The organism is Formosa sp. A9 (assembly GCF_051200825.1).
Taxonomy (GTDB): domain Bacteria; phylum Bacteroidota; class Bacteroidia; order Flavobacteriales; family Flavobacteriaceae; genus Formosa.
In genome coordinates, this window is sequence record NZ_CP195158.1 from 2709668 (window position 1) to 2730858 (window position 21191).

Sequence of the window (21191 nt, forward strand, 5' to 3'; positions counted from 1 at the left end):
CTTAACTTTGCCTTCTAAATTACAACAGGTGACTTTTCAAGATTTAAATTTAAACACCCCCTTATACAATGCGCTAGACGATTTAGGCTTTACAACACCAACGCCTATACAAGAACAAGCCTTTAATGTAGTAAGCTCGGGTAAAGACGTGGTAGGCATTGCGCAAACAGGTACAGGTAAAACCTTTGCCTATATGCTACCTATTTTAAAACAATTAAAATTCTCGAAACAGGACAACCCTAGAATTTTAATTTTAGTGCCTACCAGAGAATTGGTAGTGCAAGTTGTAGATGAAATTGAAAAGCTTGCAAAATACATTAACACCAGAGTTCTGGGTGTTTACGGTGGCACAAACATCAACACGCAAAAACAACAAGTCGCACAAGGACTAGATATACTTGTGGCCACACCTGGTAGACTTTACGATTTAGCGGTTAGCCGAGTGCTACAGTTAAGATCGATACAAAAATTAGTAATAGATGAAGTTGATGTTATGCTAGACTTAGGGTTTAGACATCAACTAATAAACATATTCGACATTTTACCTGAGCGTAGGCAAAACATCATGTTTTCGGCAACCATGACGCAAGATGTAGACGAGCTAATTAACGACTTTTTTATTTTGCCAGAACGTGTTTCTATTGCTGTTTCTGGAACACCACTAGAAAATATTCAACAAGAACGTTACAGTGTGCCTAACTTTTACACAAAAGTTAATCTACTAAATGCGTTGCTTCAAGATAAAGAGCGTTTTAATAAAGTTATCATTTTCGTGGCTTTAAAAAAGATGGCCGATCGCCTATTTGAAGCATTAGACCAGACTTTTTCTGAAGAAAGTTGTGTTATTCACTCCAACAAAACGCAAAATTACAGATTGCGCAGTATAGAGCAATTTAGAAACGGAGACAATCGTATTTTAGTTGCTACAGATGTTATGGCTCGTGGATTGGATATCGATAACGTGTCGCACGTAATTAATTTTGACACTCCAGAATTTCCCGAAAATTACATTCATCGTATTGGTAGAACTGGTCGTGCAGAGCGCCAAGGGCATGCCATATTATTTTCGACAGAAAAAGAATTAGACGCCTTAAAACGTATAGAGCAACTAATGCAAATGGACATTCCTCTGAACGATTTTCCTGAGGAAGTAGAAGTATCGAACGACCTGTTGGAAGAAGAACGTATTAAAGTTAAAGAACGAAATAACCCGCTAAAACTTAAAGCGGAAGACATTCCTGGCCCGGCGTTTCATGAAAAGAAAGCCAAAAACAAAAAAGAAAATCTAGGCGGTTCGTACCGCAGGGAAATTGCAAAAAAATACAAAAAGCCTAAAACACGAGGCGATAAAAACGCCAACAAAAAAAATAAACGAAGAAAATAAATTTAGACCTCTACTTGCTATGACACTAAAACATTTTGCCCTATTAAGTTTTACAGTTCTATTTGTAAGCTTAAGTTCTGCCAATGTAAAACCCACTCCAGAATGGGGCCCAACAGGACATCGCGTGGTTGGTAAAATTGCCGACAATTATTTAAAAGGCAGTACAAAACGTGCCATCAAAAAATTATTAAACCGTCAAACATTGGCCTTTGTATCTACTTATGCCGACGAAATTAAATCGGATAAGCGTTACGACAAATTCTACTCTTGGCACTTTGTAAATATGGAAGCCAACCAATCGTACCAAGACTCCACAAAAAATCCAGATGGCGATATCGTAACAGGTATTAATTATTGCATCGAAATTATTAAAGATGATACCAGCTCTGACGATGATAAAGCCTTTTACTTAAAATTATTAATTCATTTAATTGGAGACATTCATCAGCCGCTTCATGCTGGTCTGGCTGAAGATAAAGGAGGAAATGATATTAAAGTGACCTATATGGGCAAAAACACCAATTTGCATCGTGTTTGGGATAGCGATATGATTAATGGATTTAATATGAGTTATAGCGAATTGGCCTTAAACGCAGATGCGCTCACAAAAGCACAGGTAAAAGCTATCGAAGAAGGTTCTATTGTAGATTGGGTAAACGAATCGCATGCACTAGCCAACACCATTTACAAAGACACCGAAACAAACGATAAACTTGGTTACAAATACTCTTACAACCACTTTAATACAGTAAGATCGCAACTACAAAAAGGAGGTATTAGACTTGCTAAAGTATTAAACGACATTTTCTAAAAAAGGAATCTAAAACAAATACAAAAGCGCCGATAAGATTTAAAATTTTATCGGCGCTTTTGTTATGCTGTAAAAATGATTGATTAATTATAATACCCTTTTTCTGGTATTTTAATCTCGTATAATTTTCTGGATTTATTATTTAAAAACGATTCGCGTAACCAAGGATTATGAATTTTTAAAACCTTATAATTAATACCAAAACCTTTAGCAAAATCGGCGAAATCGGTAACTGCAGTATCTACTTTTACAGTATATGTTGGGATATCACTGTACAAATCCTTCTCTCTAAAATTGAAACCATACTTTAAAGGATTGTTTAAAATTTCCTTTAAAGCCACAATTCTAAAAATATAACGTCCCGTTTCTTCCCCTAATAACAAATCGTAATAATCGGTAACTTTTTGGCGATCTAATTGTTTAGTTACTCCATAATTACCTGCATTGTAAGCTGCAGCTGCAAGCGTCCACGAACCAAAATCTTGCTTAGATTTTTTTAAATACTCGCAAGCCACTTCGGTAGCTTTTTCTAAATGATAACGTTCGTCTACATTATCGTTAACTTCCAATCCATATTCCTTTCCTGTAGTCGGCATAATTTGCCAAAACCCTTTGGCGCCTGCTGGCGAAACGGCATTAGTTAAGCCGCTTTCTATAACTGCCAAATATTTAAAATCATCGGGAATGTTATGTTTTTTTAAAATAGGTTCTATAATAGGAAAATATTTATGGGCACGTTTAAACAACAATAAGCCGTTAGACTGCCAATAGGTATTTACCAACAATTCCCTATCCATACGTTCGTAAATATCGGGATCGTTAAGAGGTAGTGCCTCGCCAGCAAAATCTAATTGCTCTGGCATTTGCAAGGCATAAACGTTATAGTCGTTAATTAATTTTTTTTCGAAATTTTCATTGGTTTGAGGGTCTTGAACCGCATTGATGAATAATGCCGACAAACTTAATAATCCCACAAACATGAGTCCCTTTTGGATTGGCTTCATAATTTAATAAGTTTTGCATAAAATTACTGAAAGTTCATCAATTTTCAGGCCACATTATGCCCTAAAATTATTTTAGGCAAGTTTTCGTTAAACCACTTATATTTATTAATAATCATAACATGTGTTCCGTTTTTAACCGTTATGCAATCGGTTATATATTGATAAGGAAACACAGCATCTTTATCGCCGTGAATATGAACAACTTTAGGTAAAACGGTCTCTCTATCCCAACAAATAATCTGCTCTATGGCCCAGTCTAAATATACCTTATCACTAACCGACAAATATTTTTTATAAAGTTCTACGCGTTTGGTCGCCGTTTCTCCAAAAGCATATTTAGCTAAAAGCTCTACATTACCCAAAAGTTGCGTAGGAACCATTTTATAAGCCTTAGTTGCTTTAGCTAATTTCATACGTCGAGGAAGCTCATATTTGGTTTTAACACTCGAAACCACAATAACCTGTTGAGTATTTACAAAAGCACTCATTTCCTGTACCAGAATTCCGCCAAACGACACGCCTAAAAGCACTACATTATCTTCGGTAACGAAAGTGCACATCCGCTGTGCATACGCCTTAAGCGTTTCGTTAGGTTTTGGTAACTTCCATTCCAACAAATGCACCTTAAAACGTTCTTTAGGCAGGTTAACATATTCGAATATTGAAGGGTTGGCAGCCATACCCGGCATAAAATACACATGTATTAAGTCTTGATTCATAAGCTATTAAAGTGTTAAACTCTTTAGTAATTGCATTTTTTTTTGTAAATTTGCATCAGATTTTTCACGAAATAGTTACTCCTATTTTCCATCTCTACACTCGTTAAAAAATATGATCATGACAGAAACTGCAGAAGTAATAGACAACGATTTTTTACGCCAATTTGAATACAAAGTTAACGACGAAATTGCAAAAATTGAATATTCTTTACAAGAACGTAAGATTTTTTTAACTAAGTTAATCGTTCCCGAAGTTTTAAATTCTGAAGATTTTAAAACGAATTTTCTAACTGCTGTCTTCGATATTGTTGAAGAACGCAATTTAAGCGTCGTTCCTACAAGTCCAGACATTGCTAAGTTTATTAGAAAAAACAGACAATACAAAAGTCTTTTGCCCATTGGAGTTAGAATTTAAACACAATATAAGCTACTTTTTAAGTAGCTTTTTTTTTGCCATACATTTTCCTAAAAACACCAAATCCTTCACCTTACATTTAAAAGCTTCACGCTGTATCTTCTTAATATAAGATTCAATTTAGCCCATTTTCACCTACTCAGAAAGACTTGATTTATTAAAAACATGCATTTCATCGATAAAATGAAACTTTTTAGCGATTGTTTGAATTTTATTATTACATTTACTATGTCCCAAGTAATTAATAATTAAACACATACAATTATGAAAACAATGAAACTAACCTACTTATTTATTTTTGCTATGTTTTTTATAACATCATGCTCTAGCGATGATGCAACTAGCGAAGAAGAAACTGCAACTGCCGAACCAACTTTAATTGGAGAATGGATTGGTGTTACTAGCACCTATAACGGAATAGACTTTGGAGATCCAGAGAAAAACATCATAGTTTTTTCTGAAGATAACACAGCCAAGTTTACGTATTTGGAATTTGGAGATAATGGTGAAGATGTAATTAGAGAAGCCAACTACGAGCAACTAGACAATGTATTGACTGTAGATTGGCAGGGGAATTTTAAAGACATGGAAACAATGACTTTAACAGTAACTACCCTAACCAAAGACACTCTTGTTATTCAATACAATATTACTTTAGATGGCGTTATTACTGAAACCTACACGCGTTTATAAAAACGCATGCATCTAAAACAAAAAACGGCAACTTTAAAATTATTAAGTTGCCGTTTTTTTGTTTATTTATTTTAAGCATAGCGCGCTTTATCTGCCATAAAATCGAATCTTACCAAACCGTCTTCATCAATTTTTGTTAGTGTAACATCATGCAAAGTGTTAACCAATTCTGGATTCCATGGCACTTTTACCTTTACGTAATTTTCGGTAAAACCGTGTATATAACCTTCTTTATTTTCACTTTCAAATAATACCGTTCGGGTGGTACCTAGTTGACTTTCGTAAAACGCACGACGCTTTTTAACCGACAAGCCTCTTAGCATTTTACTGCGCTTAGATCGCACATGTTTAGGCACAACACCATCCATCTCTGCTGCTAAAGTATTATCGCGCTCGGAATAGGTAAACACATGCAAATAAGACACATCTAAATTGGCCAGAAAATTATAGGTTTCTAAAAATAACTCGTCTGTTTCACCAGGAAAACCTACAATAACATCAACACCAATACAAGCGTGAGGCATCGTGTTTTTTATAGAATCTACGCGATCTACATATAATTCTTTCATATAACGACGACGCATGGCTTTTAAAATGGTATTACTGCCGCTTTGCAACGGAATATGAAAATGCGGCACGAAAGTTCGGCTATCTGCAACAAATTCTATCGTTTCGTTTTTAAGCAGATTTGGTTCTATAGAAGAAATTCGTAAACGTTCTATTCCTTCAACCTCATCTAAAGCCTCCACCAATTCGTAAAACGTATGTTCGTGTTTTTTATTACCGAACTCGCCTTTACCATAATCTCCGATATTTACTCCCGTAAGAACAATTTCTTTGATATTTTTTTGCGAGATTTCTTTAGCATTTTTAAGCACATTCTTTAAAGTATCGCTTCTAGAAATGCCACGTGCTAACGGAATAGTACAGTAAGTACACTTGTAATCGCAACCATCCTGCACTTTTAAAAACGCACGTGTTCTATCCCCTATCGAGTAACTGCCTACATAAAAATCGGCTTCTTCTATTTCGCAAGCATGGACTTCACCAAAATCGTTTTTAGTTAAATCGTTTAAATAATCGGTTATTTTAAATTTTTCTGTTGCACCCAAAACCAAATCAACACCATCGACATCTGCTAATTCCTGTGGTTTTAATTGTGCATAACAGCCTACTGCTGCAACAAAAGCATTAGGATTTACTTTTTGGGCTTGTTTTACAATGGTCTTAAAACGTTTATCGGCATTATCGGTAACCGAACATGTGTTAATTACATAAATATCGGCAGGATCGGAAAAATCTACGCGATCGAAGCCTTCATCCTTAAAACTTCTTGCTATGGTTGAAGTTTCGGAAAAGTTTAATTTACAGCCTAAAGTATAAAATGCTACTTTTTGTCGAGTCATAATTTTTATTCTAAAACGCTGCAAATTTACAAAAAACCAATGTGTTATTCGTTAAAAGGCTCTTAATACCTCGTTTTTCAACACATTTTAAACAGAAACATTAAAATAATTTACACCTGTGTGAAGGTTTTAAAAACCATAACCTGTATTTTTGAAACAACTTTACAATCAATTTCAATTTTATGCATCATAATAAACGGTTACTAAATAAAACGTTCTTCATACATTTTGTTTGTATCTTGGGTATTTTACTTTGTAACGGATGTAAATCGGAACCTAAAAAAGACAATAGCCATTTAGTATTCAGATATAACGAGCATAAAAACATAAGTTCTCTAGACCCTGCTTTTTCTAAAGATCTGGCCGATATTTCGGCCACAAACCAATTATTTAACGGTTTGGTACAAATGAACGACAGCATGCAGGTTTTACCCGCAATTGCTAAATCCTGGACCATTTCCGAAGACGGTTTGCATTACAGTTTTAACTTACGTAACGATGTGTTTTTTCACAAACACAGGTTATTTAAAAACGATAGCACCAGACGTGTTGTAGCATCGGACTTTGAGTACAGTTTAAAGAGACTTTTAAATCCGACTGTTGGGTCGCCAGGACGATGGGTTTTAAACAAAGTAGATGGTTTTAAAGCCATAAACGACAGCACATTTAACATAACGCTTAAACAAGCTTTCCCTGCATTTTTAGGCTTACTTACCATGAAATATTGTTCGGTTGTCCCGAGAGAAATAGTAAGTTTTTACGGAAGCGATTTTAGAAATCACCCCATTGGCACTGGCCCCTTTTATTGCAAGCGCTGGGAAGAAAATATTAAACTGGTTTTCAGAAAAAATAAGCATTATTTTGAAAAAGATGCAACAGGAACATCCTTACCGTATTTAGAAGCTATAGCCATTACCTTTTTGCCAGATAAACAAAGTGAATTTTTACAATTTGCACAGGGTAATATCGATTTTATATCAGGATTAGATGCTTCGTATAAAGATGATATTTTAACAGCCAAAGGCGAATTAAGAGCAAAATACACTTCTAGTGTAAACATGCTACGCGCGCCGTTTTTAAACACCGAATATTTATCATTCTATATGGATTCTGAGATTCCCGAAATTCAATCAGAAAAAATTAGAAAGGCCCTTAATTACGGTTTCGACAGAAAAAAAATGATGACCTATCTTCGTAATGGCATCGGTATTCCCGCACGAGGCGGTTTTATTCCTAAAGGACTTCCTGGATACAACCCAAATATTGGTTACACGTATCAGCCTGAAAAAGCAAAAGCTTTAATCGCCGAATTTATATCCGAAACCGGCATACAAACCCCAGAAATAACCATAACCACGACAAGTAATTATTTAAGTTTTTGCGAATACATACAACGCGAAATTCAAAAAACAGGAATAGTAGCAAACATTAATGTGATACCTGCCTCTGCTTTAAAAGATGCCAAAGCCAACGGAAAACTAGATATGTTTAGAGCCAGTTGGGTAGCTGACTATCCTGATGCGGAAAACTACTTATCGTTATTTTACAGTAAAAATTTTGCACCTAATGGCCCAAATTACTCACATTTTAAAAACAATCTATTCGACCAATGGTACGAACAAGCATTTACTACTAACCATTTAGAAACAAGAACTAAATTGTATACAAAAATGGATTCGCTTGTACTCAATCACGCACCGATAGTACCTTTATTTTACGACGAAGTTGTACGATTTACAGGAAAAAATGTTTCGGGATTAGGCATTAACCCTACCAATTTATTAGAATTAAAACATGTTAAAAAACAAAGAGAATAAGACCAAGTATTTAATCGCGTCTGTATTTTTTTGTTTCCTCAAACACATGCTCTAAAATTGCTTTGTCAACATCGGTAAGTTCTATTTGTCGGCGCTTCATCACCACTTCGGCCACCTGAAATGCCTTTTTAGTTAAGTAAGTTGTAAAACCGCTACTCCCCCCCCAACTGAAACTAGGCACAAAATTTCTAGGATAACCTGTACCAAAAATATTGGCATTTACACCAACAACAGTACCAGTATTAAACATAGTATTAATTCCGCATTTACTATGATCGCCCATCATTAACCCGCAAAATTGCAGGCCTGTTTTGGCAAAATTTTCGGTTTCGTAACTCCACAACCTAACCTCGGCATAATTATTTTTCAGATTAGAATTGTTAGTATCTGCTCCTAAATTACACCATTCGCCAAGTACCGAATTGCCCAAATACCCTTCGTGACCTTTATTTGAATTAGCAAACATTACCGAATTATTAACCTCGCCACCAACTTTACAATACGGCCCAATAGTTGTAGGACCATAAATTTTAGCTCCCATTTTAACCACCGCTTGGTCGCATAAAGCAAATGGCCCGCGAATTAAACTGCCTTCCATTATTAAGGTATCTTTACCTATATATACAGGACCATTAGATGCATTTATAGTTACAAAATGAAGTTCTGCTCCTTCTTCTATAAAAATATTATCGGCAGCTATGGTATTTACCGTTTCTGGTATGGGTTGCGATGTTCTGCCGTTGGTAAGCAAATCGAAATCTTCCTGAATGGCCTGACCATTTTTAGAAAAAATATCCCAAGTATGTTCAATTTTCAAAACCGAGTCGTTAAAATCGATGGCTTCATAAGCATCAAAATCAATATCCTCTTGATGCGATTGTGCGTAAAACGCAATCACATCTTCATCTTTAAATATAGCCTGATTAACTTTTAAGCCTTGTATTACATCTACTAATTTTTCATTAGGCAAAAAAGCAGCATTAATCATTATATTCTCCTCCAACTCTACCATAGGGTACTTATCGGCCAAGTAATCTTCTGTTACGGTTGTGGTCGTATAACCCAGATAGTGCTCCCATTTTTCGCGAATGGTTAAAATACCCACACGAATATCGGCAACAGGTCGTGTAAAAGTAAACGGCAAAAGACTGTTACGAGACGGCCCATCGAAAAGAATATAATTCATGGTTCAATTTTTTAGTAAAAATAAAAAAGCCTTTCAATAGATGAAAGGCTTTCTTAAAATATATTGTTACTAAATTATTTTTTGAATTTAGCGTATTTGTTTTTGAATTTATCGATACGACCAGCAGTATCTATTAACTTAGATTTACCAGTGTAAAATGGGTGTGATGTTCTTGAAATTTCCATTTTTATTAAAGGATACTCAACACCATCTACTTCTAAAGTTTCATTTGTATTTGCAGTAGATTTTGTTAAAAATACATCGTCGTTAGACATGTCTTTAAATGCTACTACTCTATAATTTTCTGGATGTATATCTTTTTTCATCACTAATGCGTTTTAATCTTATCGAATTTTGAGACTGCAAATTTAGGCATTTTTTATTACTACACAATATTTTTTTATAAATTTTATTACACCCAGTTTTTGTAACGTTTTGTTATATTTGTTTACTAACTGTTTTAAAATGTAAAACTAACCAAAATTATGGAACACACTTCTAAACCTATAAGTGCCAATTACGGTATTTATCTTGCCCTGTTTTTATCTGCAATTACAATTTTAGCTTATGTAATTAACCTAGAATGGCTTACCAGCGTTTGGGTAGGCGTAGGACTTTTTGTGGTAATTATTGCCTTTGGTATTTTTGCTGCTGCGAAAACCAAAAGTGCCCAAAACGGTTTTATTAGTTTTAAAGAAGCCTTTACATCTTATTTTAAAACCATTGCCATAGGTGTTTTAATTAGCTCTGCAGTTAGTATTGTACTTTTTAATTTTATAGATCCCGAAGCTGCCGAATTTTTAAAACAGCAAGTGATTGAAAAATCGACTCAGATGATGGAAAATTTTGGAGCCCCTCAAGAAGCCATCGATCAAGCTGTTGCCGATATGCAGGAACAAAATCAATTCGAAACCGTAAATCAATTAAAATCTTTGGCGTTCCAATTGGTCTTTTACGCTGTTATAGGATTGATAGTTGCATTGATATTGAAAAAAACAGACCCAGATGCTAATTAATTATAGTATTTTTGAAGTTTTAAAAGCTAAATTTCATAAATGAATATATCAGTAGTCATACCACTACTTAACGAGCACGAATCTTTAAAAGAACTTTACGATTGGATAGCACAAGTCATGCAATCCAATCGTTTTTCTTATGAAATCATTTTTATAGACGATGGGAGCACCGATAATTCTTGGAAAATCATCTCCAAACTAGCCCAGAGTCATCCCGAGGTTAAAGGCATTCGCTTCCTTAAAAATTTCGGAAAATCGCAAGCACTACACGCTGGTTTCGCTCAAGCAACAGGAGACGTTGTAATTACAATGGATGCCGACCTTCAAGACAACCCCGAAGAAATCCCCGAACTTTACAGCATGATCGTAAACGATAATTACGATATGGTTTCGGGCTGGAAAAAGAAGCGTTACGATGCTGTACTGTCTAAAAATTTGCCTTCTAAACTATTTAACTGGGCAGCCAGAACAACTTCGGGAGTAAAACTAAACGATTTTAACTGCGGCCTAAAGGCCTATAAAAACGACGTTATTAAACATATAGATGTAAACGGAGAAATGCACCGTTACATTCCTGTTTTGGCTAAAAATGCCGGTTTTACAAATATTGGCGAAAAAGTGGTACAACACCAGGCCAGGAAATACGGTGTTACCAAATTTGGTATAGACCGCTTTATTCATGGTTTTTTAGACCTTATTACCATTTGGTTTTTATCGCGGTTTGGCAAACGGCCTATGCATCTTTTTGGTGCCTTAGGCGTGTTTATGCTTACCATCGGGTTTGGTTTTGCAACCTATTTAGGTATCGACAAACTGTTTATAAATCCGCAGGGCAGACTCATAACTCAACGTCCGCAGTTTTATATTGCATTAACCACAATGATAATAGGTACGCAATTTTTTGTTGCTGGTTTCTTGGGCGAACTCATTTTACGTTCTAAACCCGATCGCAATAGATATGCTATAAAAAGCAAACTAAATTTAAATTAACACGAAAGGAATTTAACGTCGCTTTAAACCTTAACATTATACGAATTGATTATTTTTGTTCACAATATACTTTAAGCTATGATTAACATTGAACCACAATTACTAGAACGCGTAAACACTTGGCTTACATCTACGTTCGACGAAGACACACAAACACACATAAAAAACCTAATCGCTAATAATCCAACCGAATTAAAAGAAAGTTTTTATAAAAATCTAGAGTTTGGTACTGGTGGTATGCGAGGTATTATGGGTATTGGCACAAACCGAATTAACAAATACACCTTAGGTAAAAACACTCAAGGCCTTAGCAATTACTTACACAAAAGTTTCCCTAACGAAACCATAAAAGTAGCTATAGCCTACGATTGCAGACACAATAGTAAATCATTAGCAAAAGTGGTTGCCGACGTATTTTCGGCAAACCAAATAGAGGTTTATCTTTTCGAAGATTTGCGTCCAACTCCAGAATTATCCTTCACCTTAAAACACTTAAACTGCCATTGCGGTATTGTTTTAACAGCATCTCACAATCCACCAGAATACAACGGTTATAAAGTATATTGGCAAGACGGTGGGCAATTAGTACCGCCACAAGATGGCGAAATTATAAAAGAAATTGAAGCTTTGGACTATTCTGAAATTAAATTTGAAGAACAACCAAAACTAATACATATTATAGGTAAAGATATAGACGATGCTTTTGTTGATGCTTCAGTAAAAAACGGAAGCTTTACTACAGATGCCGCTCGCGATGGTTTAAAAATTGTATTTACCCCGCTTCACGGCACGTCTATTACCACCATTCCAGAGACATTACAACGTGCTGGTTTTAAACATGTACATATTGTAGAAGAGCAAAAGGAACCTAATGGCGATTTCCCAACCGTAAAATCACCTAATCCAGAAGAACCTGAAGCTTTAAAAATGGCTTTAGATTTGGCCGAAAAAGAGCAAGCCGATATTGTTATAGGTACAGACCCCGACAGCGATCGCTTAGGTGTGGCTGTACGCGATTTAGATGGCAAGATGATTCTTTTAAACGGAAATCAGACCATGCTTTTAATGACGGACTTTTTATTGAAACAATGGAAAGCCCAAGGCAAACTAAAAGGCAACGAATTTATCGCTTCTACCATCGTATCTACACCTATGATGCACCAATTAGCAAAAGCCTATAATGTAGACTATAAAGTTGGTCTTACAGGATTTAAATGGATTGCCAAAATGATAAAAGATTTCCCTAATCAGGATTTCATTGGCGGTGGCGAAGAAAGTTTCGGTTACATGGTTGGCGATTTTGTTCGCGATAAAGATGCAGTAACCTCTACCCTTTTAGCTTGCGAAATTGCGGCTCATGCTAAAGCTAACGGCAGTTCGTTTTACAAAGAGCTATTACAACTTTATGTAAACCACGGATTATATAAAGAACGTTTAATTTCCTTAACGAAAAAAGGGATTGAAGGCGCACAGGAAATCACACAAATGATGATCGACGCCCGCGAAAATCCGATGTCAGAAATTGGTCATTCTAAAGTTGTAAAGGTAGAAGACTACCAATCGTCGACGTCCAAAAATTTAGTTTCAGGAGAAACCTCAACCATAGACATTCCAAAGTCTAATGTTATCATTTACTATACCGAAGATGGGTCGCAAGTTGCCTTAAGACCAAGCGGAACCGAACCTAAAATTAAATTTTATATTAGTGTAAATACTGCATTAAAAAACACCGAGGCGTTTAATGCCACCCAAGAGATTCTAGAACAAAAAATAGAATCTATAATTAAAGACCTGAAACTTAGTTAATGAACTATTTTAAACAAATATTTAGTTTTGCAAAACCTTATAAAGTTTATGCAATACTAAATATCATCTGTAATATTTTTTACGCGCTTTTTGGCACTTTAGCCATGGTATCTTTATTTCCTATGCTTAACGTTTTGTTCGATAAAACAAAACAAACAAATACCAAACCAGTTTGGCAAGGTATTACAGAAGTTAAAGATTATGCCGAAAGTTATTTAAACTATTTTGTTACCCAAAAAGCAAACCAAGGGCACGACGATGTGCTTATTTTTATGGTTATTCTAGTAGTAAGTATGTTTTTACTTAAAAACTTCTTCAACTACCTAGCCATGTATTTTATTACTTTTTTAAGAAATGGTGTTCTTAAAGATATCCGAAATGCCCTGTACGATAAATATTTAGAATTACCCCTGTCGTTCTTTTCCGAAAAAAGAAAAGGCGACAGTATTGCGAGGATCTCTAGTGATGTTCAAGAAATTCAAACATCATTTTTATCGATTTTAGAGCTTATTGTAAGAGAACCTTTAATGATTGTTTTTACTATTAATGCCATGTTCTTAATTAGCGTTAAGCTAACTATTTTTGTATTCATTTTTATTCCTGTAAGTGGTTTTTTAATTTCGTTAATAGGTAAATCTTTAAAAAAGAAATCGGATCGTGTGCAACAAGAACAAGGCTATTTCCTGTCTATTGTAGACGAAACACTAGGGGGACTTAAAGTGATAAAAGGATTTACTGCTGAAGCGCTTTTCGGTCAAAAATTCCGAGCCTCTACATCGCGATATTACGACTATTCTAACACATTATTAAACCGTCAGAATTTAGCATCGCCAACTAGCGAATTTTTAGGCATTACCGTTATTTCTATATTATTATGGTATGGCGGTCGCATGGTACTTAACGAGAATGCCTTGGATGCAGGTCTATTTTTCGTGTATATGGGATTAGCATATAACATACTAACACCAGCAAAAGCTATTAGTAAAGCCAGTTACGGTGTTAAAAAAGGCAATGCAGCAGCAGAACGTGTTTTAGAAATTTTAAATACAGAATCGCCTTTAAAAGATAAACCCAATGCCGTAACCAAACCTAATTTCACTACCGCTATAGATATTAATAATGTATCGTTTAAGTATGAAGACGAATGGGTATTAAAAAACTTTTCGTTGCACGTTAGCAAAGGAAAAACGGTAGCCTTAGTTGGACAATCAGGTAGCGGAAAAAGCACCATAGCCAATCTGGTTACCCGATTTTACGATGTAAACGAAGGTAATATTACTATAGACGGGCAAGACATTAGAGACCTAACAAAGCACTCCCTTCGTGGGTTAATGGGCTTAGTTACTCAAGATTCTATTTTGTTTAACGACACCATTAAAAACAATTTACTAATTGGCAATACCAATGCCACAGACCAAGATATTATAGAGGCGCTACAAGTGGCCAACGCTTGGGAATTTGTTAAGGACTTACCAAACGGCATCGACACCAATATTGGAGACTCTGGTAACAAGCTCTCTGGCGGGCAAAAGCAACGCCTAAGTATTGCACGTGCCGTATTAAAAAATCCGCCAATCATGATATTAGACGAAGCAACCTCTGCGCTCGATACGGAAAGCGAACGCCTAGTGCAAAAAGCTTTAGAAAATATGATGAAAAACAGAACCTCTATTGTAATTGCCCACCGACTCTCTACAATCCAAAATGCCGATGCCATTGTGGTTATGCAAAAAGGGGAAATTGTAGAACAAGGTACGCACGAACAACTTCTGCAAAACAATGGCGCCTATAAAAAACTTGTAGAAATGCAAAGTTTTGAGTAATAAGCGCTATATAATTTGAATAGAAAAATGGGTATGGAAATAAACTCGGACTAGACAAAACACACATCCAAGAAAAAAATATATGAAGAAAATAAAAAAGGACAAACATATAAAAATGTCTATCCTTTCTTCGTGGAATTCAACTTAGGGATTGTGTTGATTATGGGCTTTTAAAATATTAACGTTCAAAAACGTCCACTTCTATTTACCGTTAAACTTATCTTAAAAACACCTAAAAACCAAACATTTACACGTTTAATCGATAAAATACAGCTTGTTATCCGATTTTTATACCTAAACACAAATAAACACCTAATTTAAGTTTAAACTTTTTAAGCTTTCGTAAGTCTAACTAGAAAACACCGTATGACTGATGAATCACAACTTTTAGAGCAGCTTCAATCCAATACCACCAAAGAGCGTGCTTTTAAAGAATTAATCAGTTTATATAAAGAGCGCTTGTATTGGCACATTCGTAATATTTTAAAATCGCACGAAGATACAGACGATGTTTTACAAAATACTTTTATAAAAATTTACAAAAACATCAACAGCTTTAAAGGCGAAAGCAAGCTTTACTCTTGGATGTACCGCATTGCTACCAACGAGGCAATCACCTTTATAAACAAACGCGCTAAACAATTACAAATTACTAGTGAAGAGGTTCAAAACTTAGCTATTAACAATTTAAAATCGGATGTGTATTTTGAAGGCGAAGCCATACAATTAAAATTACAACAAGCCATAGCTACGTTACCACAAAAGCAACAGTTGGTATTTAACATGCGCTATTTTGAAGATATAAAATATAAAGACATGTCGGATATTTTACAAACCAGCGAAGGGGCACTAAAAGCATCGTATCACTTAGCAGTAAAAAAAATCGAAGAGTATCTCACTAACGATTAAACCTTTACTAAAAAATAAAGTCTAAACTTACAAGATGAAACTAAATAGCTTAAATACAAACAAACATCGCGGGTTTAAAACCCCAGATCGGTATTTTAACAATCTCGATCAAGATTTACTACATCTTGCTAAGCTACATGCAAAAACAGATGCTAGTGGTTTTAAAGCTCCCAACGATTATTTTAACACGCTAGAAACACAAATATTACAGAAAACAAGTCAGCAAACAAACCCAAGTAAGGTTATTACCTTAAAAAGAAATACGTGGTTATACGTTTCAAGCATAGCAGCAACATTATTACTGTTTTTTAGCCTCACGCTTTTCAACAAAAGTGCATCATCTTTTGATAGCCTGAACAACGACACGTTAGTTTCGTACATTTTAAGTCAGGATATCGATTATTCAGAAATGGCATCGTTAATAACAGACGAAACCACATTTGCAGACAATATTTTAAAAGAATCTATAAGCGACCAAAACATCGAAACCTATTTAGAAAACGACCTAGAACTAGACGACCTTTTAAACCAAAATTAAACTATGAAAGCGAAATTATACTTCCTATTATTTATACTCTGTACCACTGGTGTTTTCGCTCAAGATAAAAGCGATAAAATTAAAACCTTAAAAATTGCATACATTACAGAAAAGTTGGACTTAACAAAAGCTGAAGCCGAAAAATTCTGGCCAGTTTATAACACGTTCGACGAAAAAGATGATGCCATAAGAGACACCATGCGCAATCAACGCAAAAACTCCGATTTAGATACACTTTCGGAATCTGAAGCAAAATCGCTGTTAAACGACATGCTTGCCAGTAACGAAAAAAGACATCAGCTTTTTACACAATACATAAAGGACTTACAACGCATTTTACCAGCTAAGAAAATCATTCTCCTCAAAAAAACAGAAGACGATTTTAGACGAAAAATGTTTGAAGAATTCAAAAAGCGAAATCCTAAAAAAGACTAATAAAAAGCTCCAAGTTCGGAGCTTTTTTTATTGAAAGATTAATTTTGAAATTCGCCCTTGTCCAGCAGCATAAGCCAAACTATCGTTAACAAATCGAATGGTATAAAACGATTCGTCGCTAATGTGTTGCCAAGTCAATCCAGAATCTGTAGAGACATCTACCCCCTTAAAACCAACTGCAACCAAATTCTGTCCATTACTATTAGGCACAAACTGCACGCAGCTTCTATACCCTGGGTTTTCTCCATTAGCCACCAACTGCCAAGTTTCACCACCATCTGTAGTTTTTATTTTATTGGCTGTATTTAATTCTGGTTTGGTATAATCGCCCCCAATAGCAAAGCCAATATTTTCATTATAAAAATCTAACGAATAAATACCTTGTGTAGCCGCTTCACTACTAATTGGCGTTTTATAAAGCGTCCAATTATGCCCTTTATCTGCCGAAAAATAAATAGTTCCACTTGTTGTGCCTATCCATGCCTTATCCCCCAATACTTTTATATTGGTATTACTTGCAGCAAAAGCACCTTCACCGTCTAATCCTTTTGGTAATTGCTCGCAAAGAATTTTCTGCCAAGTCTGCCCGCCATCTCTAGTAACAATAACAGACAAACACCCGTTTACACTATCGCCTACTGCTATGCCTTCGGTGTCATTCCAAAACGTCATCGCATCGTAAAACACACCTTCACCTTCTTCTTGGTACACCAGTTCCATAGTTCCATTATCACCAGTTTTGTACAACAAGGCTGGACTTTCTATACTCAACATAAAAAAATCGTTCGATGTGTGCGCAATAGCCCTAAAATGTAAGGGCACCGAATCGTGCATTTGTTGCCCGGTTACCCATTGCATTTTCTTAGGAAAATACAACCCATAACGGCCTTTATCGGCAGCAAAAGCCAAGCTCCCATCCCCCATTAATTCAATAGCGCGAATACTTAAAGAATCGGTGTACAAGTCTTCTATTTCAACACGGCTATACGTTCTAAGCGTTTTTTGCTGTTCCTGCTTACAAGAACATATCAAAAAAAGCAGCAAAACACTCGTTATTAGTCTCATTTATTAAAATTTTGGCTAAAAATAATTAATTAAACTTACCTTTGTGCCCTTAAATATATAAAATGCGATTACACAGAAATTTATGCTTTGCGGTTGTTGATGGTTTAATGCAAATTTTTAATGAAGATGCCTATGCCGACAAAGTGGTACAACAGTTATTAAAACGCGATAAACGTTGGGGCAGCAGAGACCGTGCTTTTGTAGCCGAAACCACTTACGACATTGTAAGATGGAAACGCTTGTATGCTGAAATTGCAGAAGTAAAAGAGCCTTTTGATCGCGATAATATCTGGCGCATGTTTGCTGTTTGGGCGACCTTAAAAGGTATTAAATTACCAGATTGGAAATATTTTGAAAACACGCCAACCCGTAAAATTAAAGGCCGTTTTGACGAATTGTCTAAAATTAGAAAGTTTAAAGAATCTATTCCCGATTGGATTGATGCCATTGGTGTTAAAGAATTGGGCGAATCGGTTTGGACTAAAGAAATTGCTGCACTTAACGAACAAGCAGATGTTATTTTAAGAGTAAACACCCTTAAAACCACAAAAGCGAAACTACAAGCCGAATTATTCGACAACGATATTGAAACCGAAAATATTAAAGGATATCCAGATGCGTTAAAACTGAAAGAACGCACCAATGTATTTACAACCGACGCATTTAAAAACGGATTGTTTGAAGTACAAGATGCCTCATCGCAATTGGTCGCTCAATATTTAGATGTAAAACCAGGTATGCGAGTGGTTGACACCTGTGCTGGTGCCGGTGGTAAAACTTTACACCTAGCGGCGCTAATGGAAAATAAAGGGCAAATTATAGCCATGGATATTTACGCCAATAAATTGCATGAATTGAAACGTCGTGCTAAACGCGATGGCGCGCACAACATCGAAATGAGACATATCGACTCTACTAAAGTTATAAAGAAACTATACGACAAAGCCGACCGTGTTTTAATAGATGCGCCGTGTTCGGGATTAGGCGTATTGCGTAGAAACCCCGATGCTAAATGGAAATTAGAACCCGAATTTTTAGACAGAATACGTAGCACCCAACAAGATATTTTACAACGCTACTCACGCATGGTAAAATCTGGTGGGCAAATGGTTTATGCGACCTGCTCGGTGTTACCCTCCGAAAACCAAAAACAAGTTGACACTTTCTTAACATCGGAATCGGGAAAAGAGTTTACTTTTGTAAAAGATGCTAAAATTTTAGCACATCAAACAGGATTTGATGGCTTTTATATGGCGCTTTTAAAACGCAATTAAACCTTATTCTCGATATGAGTTAAAAATAAAGCCAGTTAAGACAATCTCTCAACTGGCTTTTTTTAATTTTAATCATCTATTTATTAATCAATACATTTTAAACCTTCATTTTATGAAACACTTTTACATATTCATTTTATTTACACTTAACGTTTTCCTTGGGGTTGCTCAAGTCACTCCTCCCGAAGACCTACAAGATTACTACACTACTGTCGATTTTACAAAAACCGGATTAGAACTTAAAACCGACCTCAGCGCCGTAACTATTAGCAAGCACACTAAAAACCTAACCTATAGCCAAGTTTGGAATGCACTAAAGGTTACAGATTTAGATCCTACTAATGCCAACAACGTATTACTCGTTTATGGTTTTGACGACACCGATGGCAATTTATCTACAGACAGAAGCCGCAATAAAAACAATAATGGCGGTAATAATGGCGATTGGAACCGCGAGCATATTTACCCAAAATCTCTTGGTACGCCTAATTTAGGTGAAGATGGCCCTGGAGCCGATGCCCAAATGTTACGTCCGAGCGATGTTGGAAGAAATGCCGATCGTAACAATTTAAAATATGCAGACGGCGCGGGACACTCCGATTTCTCTAACAATGGCTGGTACCCTGGCGACGAATGGAAAGGCGATTGTGCAAGAATTATCATGTACATGTATTTGAGATATGGCGACCGCTGTCTACCATCGAATGTTGGTTTTGGAACTACCGAAGCAACTCCAGACGATATGATTGACCTGTTTCTAGAATGGAATGTTGAAGATCCTGTATCGGACTTCGAACGTACTAGAAATACATACCATGCCAATACCAGTAATACCTATGCCCAAGGAAATAGAAATCCGTTTATAGACAATCCGTATTTAGCAACTGCTATTTGGGGAGGGCCTGAAGCCGAAAACACTTGGGACAATCATCCTAACGACGATACCGAAGCACCTACAATACCAACAAATTTAGCCGCTTCTAATATTCAAGCCAACAGTTTTACCTTAAATTGGACAGCTTCAACAGACAACGTAGCCGTTGCGTCTTACTCTATAAACATCGACGACGATTTTTTCAATTTTGCATACACCAACAGCATCACCATTCAAGATCTTACACCTAGCACAACCTACACGGTAAGCATATATGCCATAGATACTTCTGGAAATTATTCCGAAGAAAGCGAATCTATTACAGTTACAACAACCGAAGCGTCTAATGAAGCCTACTGTACCGAAGAGACTTTTAGCAATATTGGCGCCAGCGAAAGTAATTATGCTACAAGAGTTTGGACAGGAGATAATACCATGGATTGGCGAGCTACCGAGGCCAGAACCGACCAAAATATGAATGGCAGCAGAGTTATTGCCATAAGAGACGGTATACTTACACCACCAAGAACTTCTGGAGGTATTGGCCAATTAACCGTAACCACGCAACGCGTATTTAGTGGTACAGCAGGAACTTTCGATTTGGTAATTAATGGCACTAAAGTTGGCGAAATACCTTATGGTGATGCCATGCAAACCACAACAATAGAAAACCTAAATATAGAAGGCGTAATCCAAATAGAAATCAACAACAACAGCACCGCCAGTAATCGCGTTATGTTTGATGATTTACGTTGGACTTGTTTTGACGCCTTATCTGTTGAAGATAACGACTTGTCTGAGATTCAAATTTTTCCAAATCCATTCAACAACACTTTGCAAATTCAAGGTAACAACTTACAAGAAACGCAAGTAAACGTATACAACTTACTGGGCAAATTAGTTTTATCGACCACGCTTCAAGACAGTCGAACTTTAAATACTCATGCACTTCAACCAGGTTTATATATTTTAAAATTAAAACAAGGCGCTACAGTACTTACTAAAAAAATTATTAAACACTAATTC

The 21191-nt window shown here is 35.9% G+C and carries 20 protein-coding genes; 14 read left to right on the forward strand and 6 right to left on the reverse strand.

What is annotated here, in order from left to right; all coding sequences use genetic code 11:
* Positions 1-28 precede the first annotated feature (28 nt).
* Together ACR9EA_RS11940 and ACR9EA_RS11945 are read left to right on the forward strand one after the other, a co-directional pair.
* Positions 29-1384, forward strand: a complete 1356-nt coding sequence (locus ACR9EA_RS11940) for a DEAD/DEAH box helicase (RefSeq protein WP_435139871.1) — start codon at positions 29-31, stop codon at positions 1382-1384.
* Between the two features lie 19 nt (positions 1385-1403).
* Positions 1404-2195, forward strand: a complete 792-nt coding sequence (locus ACR9EA_RS11945) for a S1/P1 nuclease (protein ID WP_435133283.1) — start codon at positions 1404-1406, stop codon at positions 2193-2195.
* 83 nt (positions 2196-2278) lie between these two features.
* On the opposite strand, the gene ACR9EA_RS11950 is transcribed toward ACR9EA_RS11945, so the two are convergent.
* Positions 2279-3199 carry a lytic transglycosylase domain-containing protein gene (locus ACR9EA_RS11950; protein WP_435133286.1) on the reverse strand — a complete coding sequence of 307 codons (921 nt, stop codon included), beginning with the start codon at positions 3197-3199 and terminating at the stop codon, positions 2279-2281.
* Between the two features lie 44 nt (positions 3200-3243).
* Positions 3244-3918, reverse strand: a complete 675-nt coding sequence (locus tag ACR9EA_RS11955) for an alpha/beta hydrolase (protein WP_435133289.1) — start codon at positions 3916-3918, stop codon at positions 3244-3246.
* 118 nt (positions 3919-4036) lie between these two features.
* Between ACR9EA_RS11955 and ACR9EA_RS11960 the strand changes: the two genes are divergently transcribed.
* Together ACR9EA_RS11960 and ACR9EA_RS11965 are read left to right on the forward strand one after the other, a co-directional pair.
* Positions 4037-4333, forward strand: coding sequence for a GNAT family N-acetyltransferase (locus ACR9EA_RS11960; RefSeq protein ID WP_435133291.1), 297 nt, complete (start codon positions 4037-4039; stop codon positions 4331-4333).
* Positions 4334-4597: 264 nt separating this feature from the next.
* On the forward strand, positions 4598-5026 hold the full coding sequence (locus ACR9EA_RS11965; protein ID WP_435133294.1) for a lipocalin family protein: 429 nt from the start codon (positions 4598-4600) through the stop codon (positions 5024-5026).
* A gap of 71 nt (positions 5027-5097) precedes the next feature.
* On the opposite strand, the gene mtaB is transcribed toward ACR9EA_RS11965, so the two are convergent.
* Positions 5098-6432, reverse strand: a complete 1335-nt coding sequence (mtaB, locus tag ACR9EA_RS11970) for a tRNA (N(6)-L-threonylcarbamoyladenosine(37)-C(2))-methylthiotransferase MtaB (protein ID WP_435133297.1) — start codon at positions 6430-6432, stop codon at positions 5098-5100.
* Between the two features lie 182 nt (positions 6433-6614).
* Here mtaB and ACR9EA_RS11975 point away from each other — a divergent pair, with 182 nt between their 5' ends.
* Complete coding sequence (locus ACR9EA_RS11975) at positions 6615-8249, forward strand: ABC transporter substrate-binding protein (protein ID WP_435133300.1); 1635 nt, start codon at positions 6615-6617, stop codon at positions 8247-8249.
* 10 nt (positions 8250-8259) lie between these two features.
* On the opposite strand, the gene ACR9EA_RS11980 is transcribed toward ACR9EA_RS11975, so the two are convergent.
* On the reverse strand, positions 8260-9435 hold the full coding sequence (locus ACR9EA_RS11980) for a GlmU family protein (RefSeq protein WP_435133303.1): 1176 nt from the start codon (positions 9433-9435) through the stop codon (positions 8260-8262).
* Between the two features lie 74 nt (positions 9436-9509).
* A complete protein-coding gene (locus ACR9EA_RS11985) occupies positions 9510-9761 on the reverse strand; it encodes a type B 50S ribosomal protein L31 (protein WP_435048762.1) in 252 nt (83 codons plus the stop codon).
* 159 nt (positions 9762-9920) lie between these two features.
* Between ACR9EA_RS11985 and ACR9EA_RS11990 the strand changes: the two genes are divergently transcribed.
* From ACR9EA_RS11990 to ACR9EA_RS12020, 7 genes are all read left to right on the forward strand, one after another.
* A complete protein-coding gene (locus ACR9EA_RS11990) occupies positions 9921-10451 on the forward strand; it encodes a DUF4199 domain-containing protein (protein WP_435133307.1) in 531 nt (176 codons plus the stop codon).
* A gap of 39 nt (positions 10452-10490) precedes the next feature.
* The gene (locus tag ACR9EA_RS11995; RefSeq protein ID WP_435133310.1) at positions 10491-11441 is read left to right on the forward strand and encodes a glycosyltransferase family 2 protein; all 951 of its coding nucleotides are present in this window, start codon (positions 10491-10493) and stop codon (positions 11439-11441) included.
* Positions 11442-11519: 78 nt separating this feature from the next.
* A complete protein-coding gene (locus ACR9EA_RS12000) occupies positions 11520-13247 on the forward strand; it encodes a phospho-sugar mutase (protein ID WP_435133312.1) in 1728 nt (575 codons plus the stop codon).
* The gene (locus ACR9EA_RS12005; RefSeq protein WP_435133315.1) at positions 13247-15070 is read left to right on the forward strand and encodes an ABC transporter ATP-binding protein; all 1824 of its coding nucleotides are present in this window, start codon (positions 13247-13249) and stop codon (positions 15068-15070) included. Before ACR9EA_RS12000 ends, ACR9EA_RS12005 begins: the two co-directional genes overlap by 1 nt.
* Positions 15071-15436: 366 nt before the next feature.
* On the forward strand, positions 15437-15979 hold the full coding sequence (locus ACR9EA_RS12010) for an RNA polymerase sigma factor (protein ID WP_435133318.1): 543 nt from the start codon (positions 15437-15439) through the stop codon (positions 15977-15979).
* 34 nt (positions 15980-16013) lie between these two features.
* Positions 16014-16517: a hypothetical protein gene (locus ACR9EA_RS12015; RefSeq protein ID WP_435133321.1), complete on the forward strand. Its 504-nt coding sequence runs from the start codon at positions 16014-16016 to the stop codon at positions 16515-16517.
* 3 nt (positions 16518-16520) lie between these two features.
* Positions 16521-16952: a sensor of ECF-type sigma factor gene (locus ACR9EA_RS12020; protein ID WP_435133324.1), complete on the forward strand. Its 432-nt coding sequence runs from the start codon at positions 16521-16523 to the stop codon at positions 16950-16952.
* Positions 16953-16979: 27 nt separating this feature from the next.
* Here the strand turns inward: ACR9EA_RS12020 and ACR9EA_RS12025 are convergent, their stop codons facing one another.
* The gene (locus tag ACR9EA_RS12025) at positions 16980-18017 is read right to left on the reverse strand and encodes a WD40/YVTN/BNR-like repeat-containing protein (RefSeq protein WP_435133327.1); all 1038 of its coding nucleotides are present in this window, start codon (positions 18015-18017) and stop codon (positions 16980-16982) included.
* A gap of 62 nt (positions 18018-18079) precedes the next feature.
* Between ACR9EA_RS12025 and ACR9EA_RS12030 the strand changes: the two genes are divergently transcribed.
* Positions 18080-19291, forward strand: coding sequence for an RsmB/NOP family class I SAM-dependent RNA methyltransferase (locus tag ACR9EA_RS12030; protein ID WP_435133330.1), 1212 nt, complete (start codon positions 18080-18082; stop codon positions 19289-19291).
* A 112-nt stretch (positions 19292-19403) separates the two neighbouring features.
* Entirely contained in the window at positions 19404-21188 is a 1785-nt protein-coding gene (locus ACR9EA_RS12035) for an endonuclease (protein WP_435133333.1), read from the forward strand.
* Positions 21189-21191 lie beyond the last annotated feature (3 nt).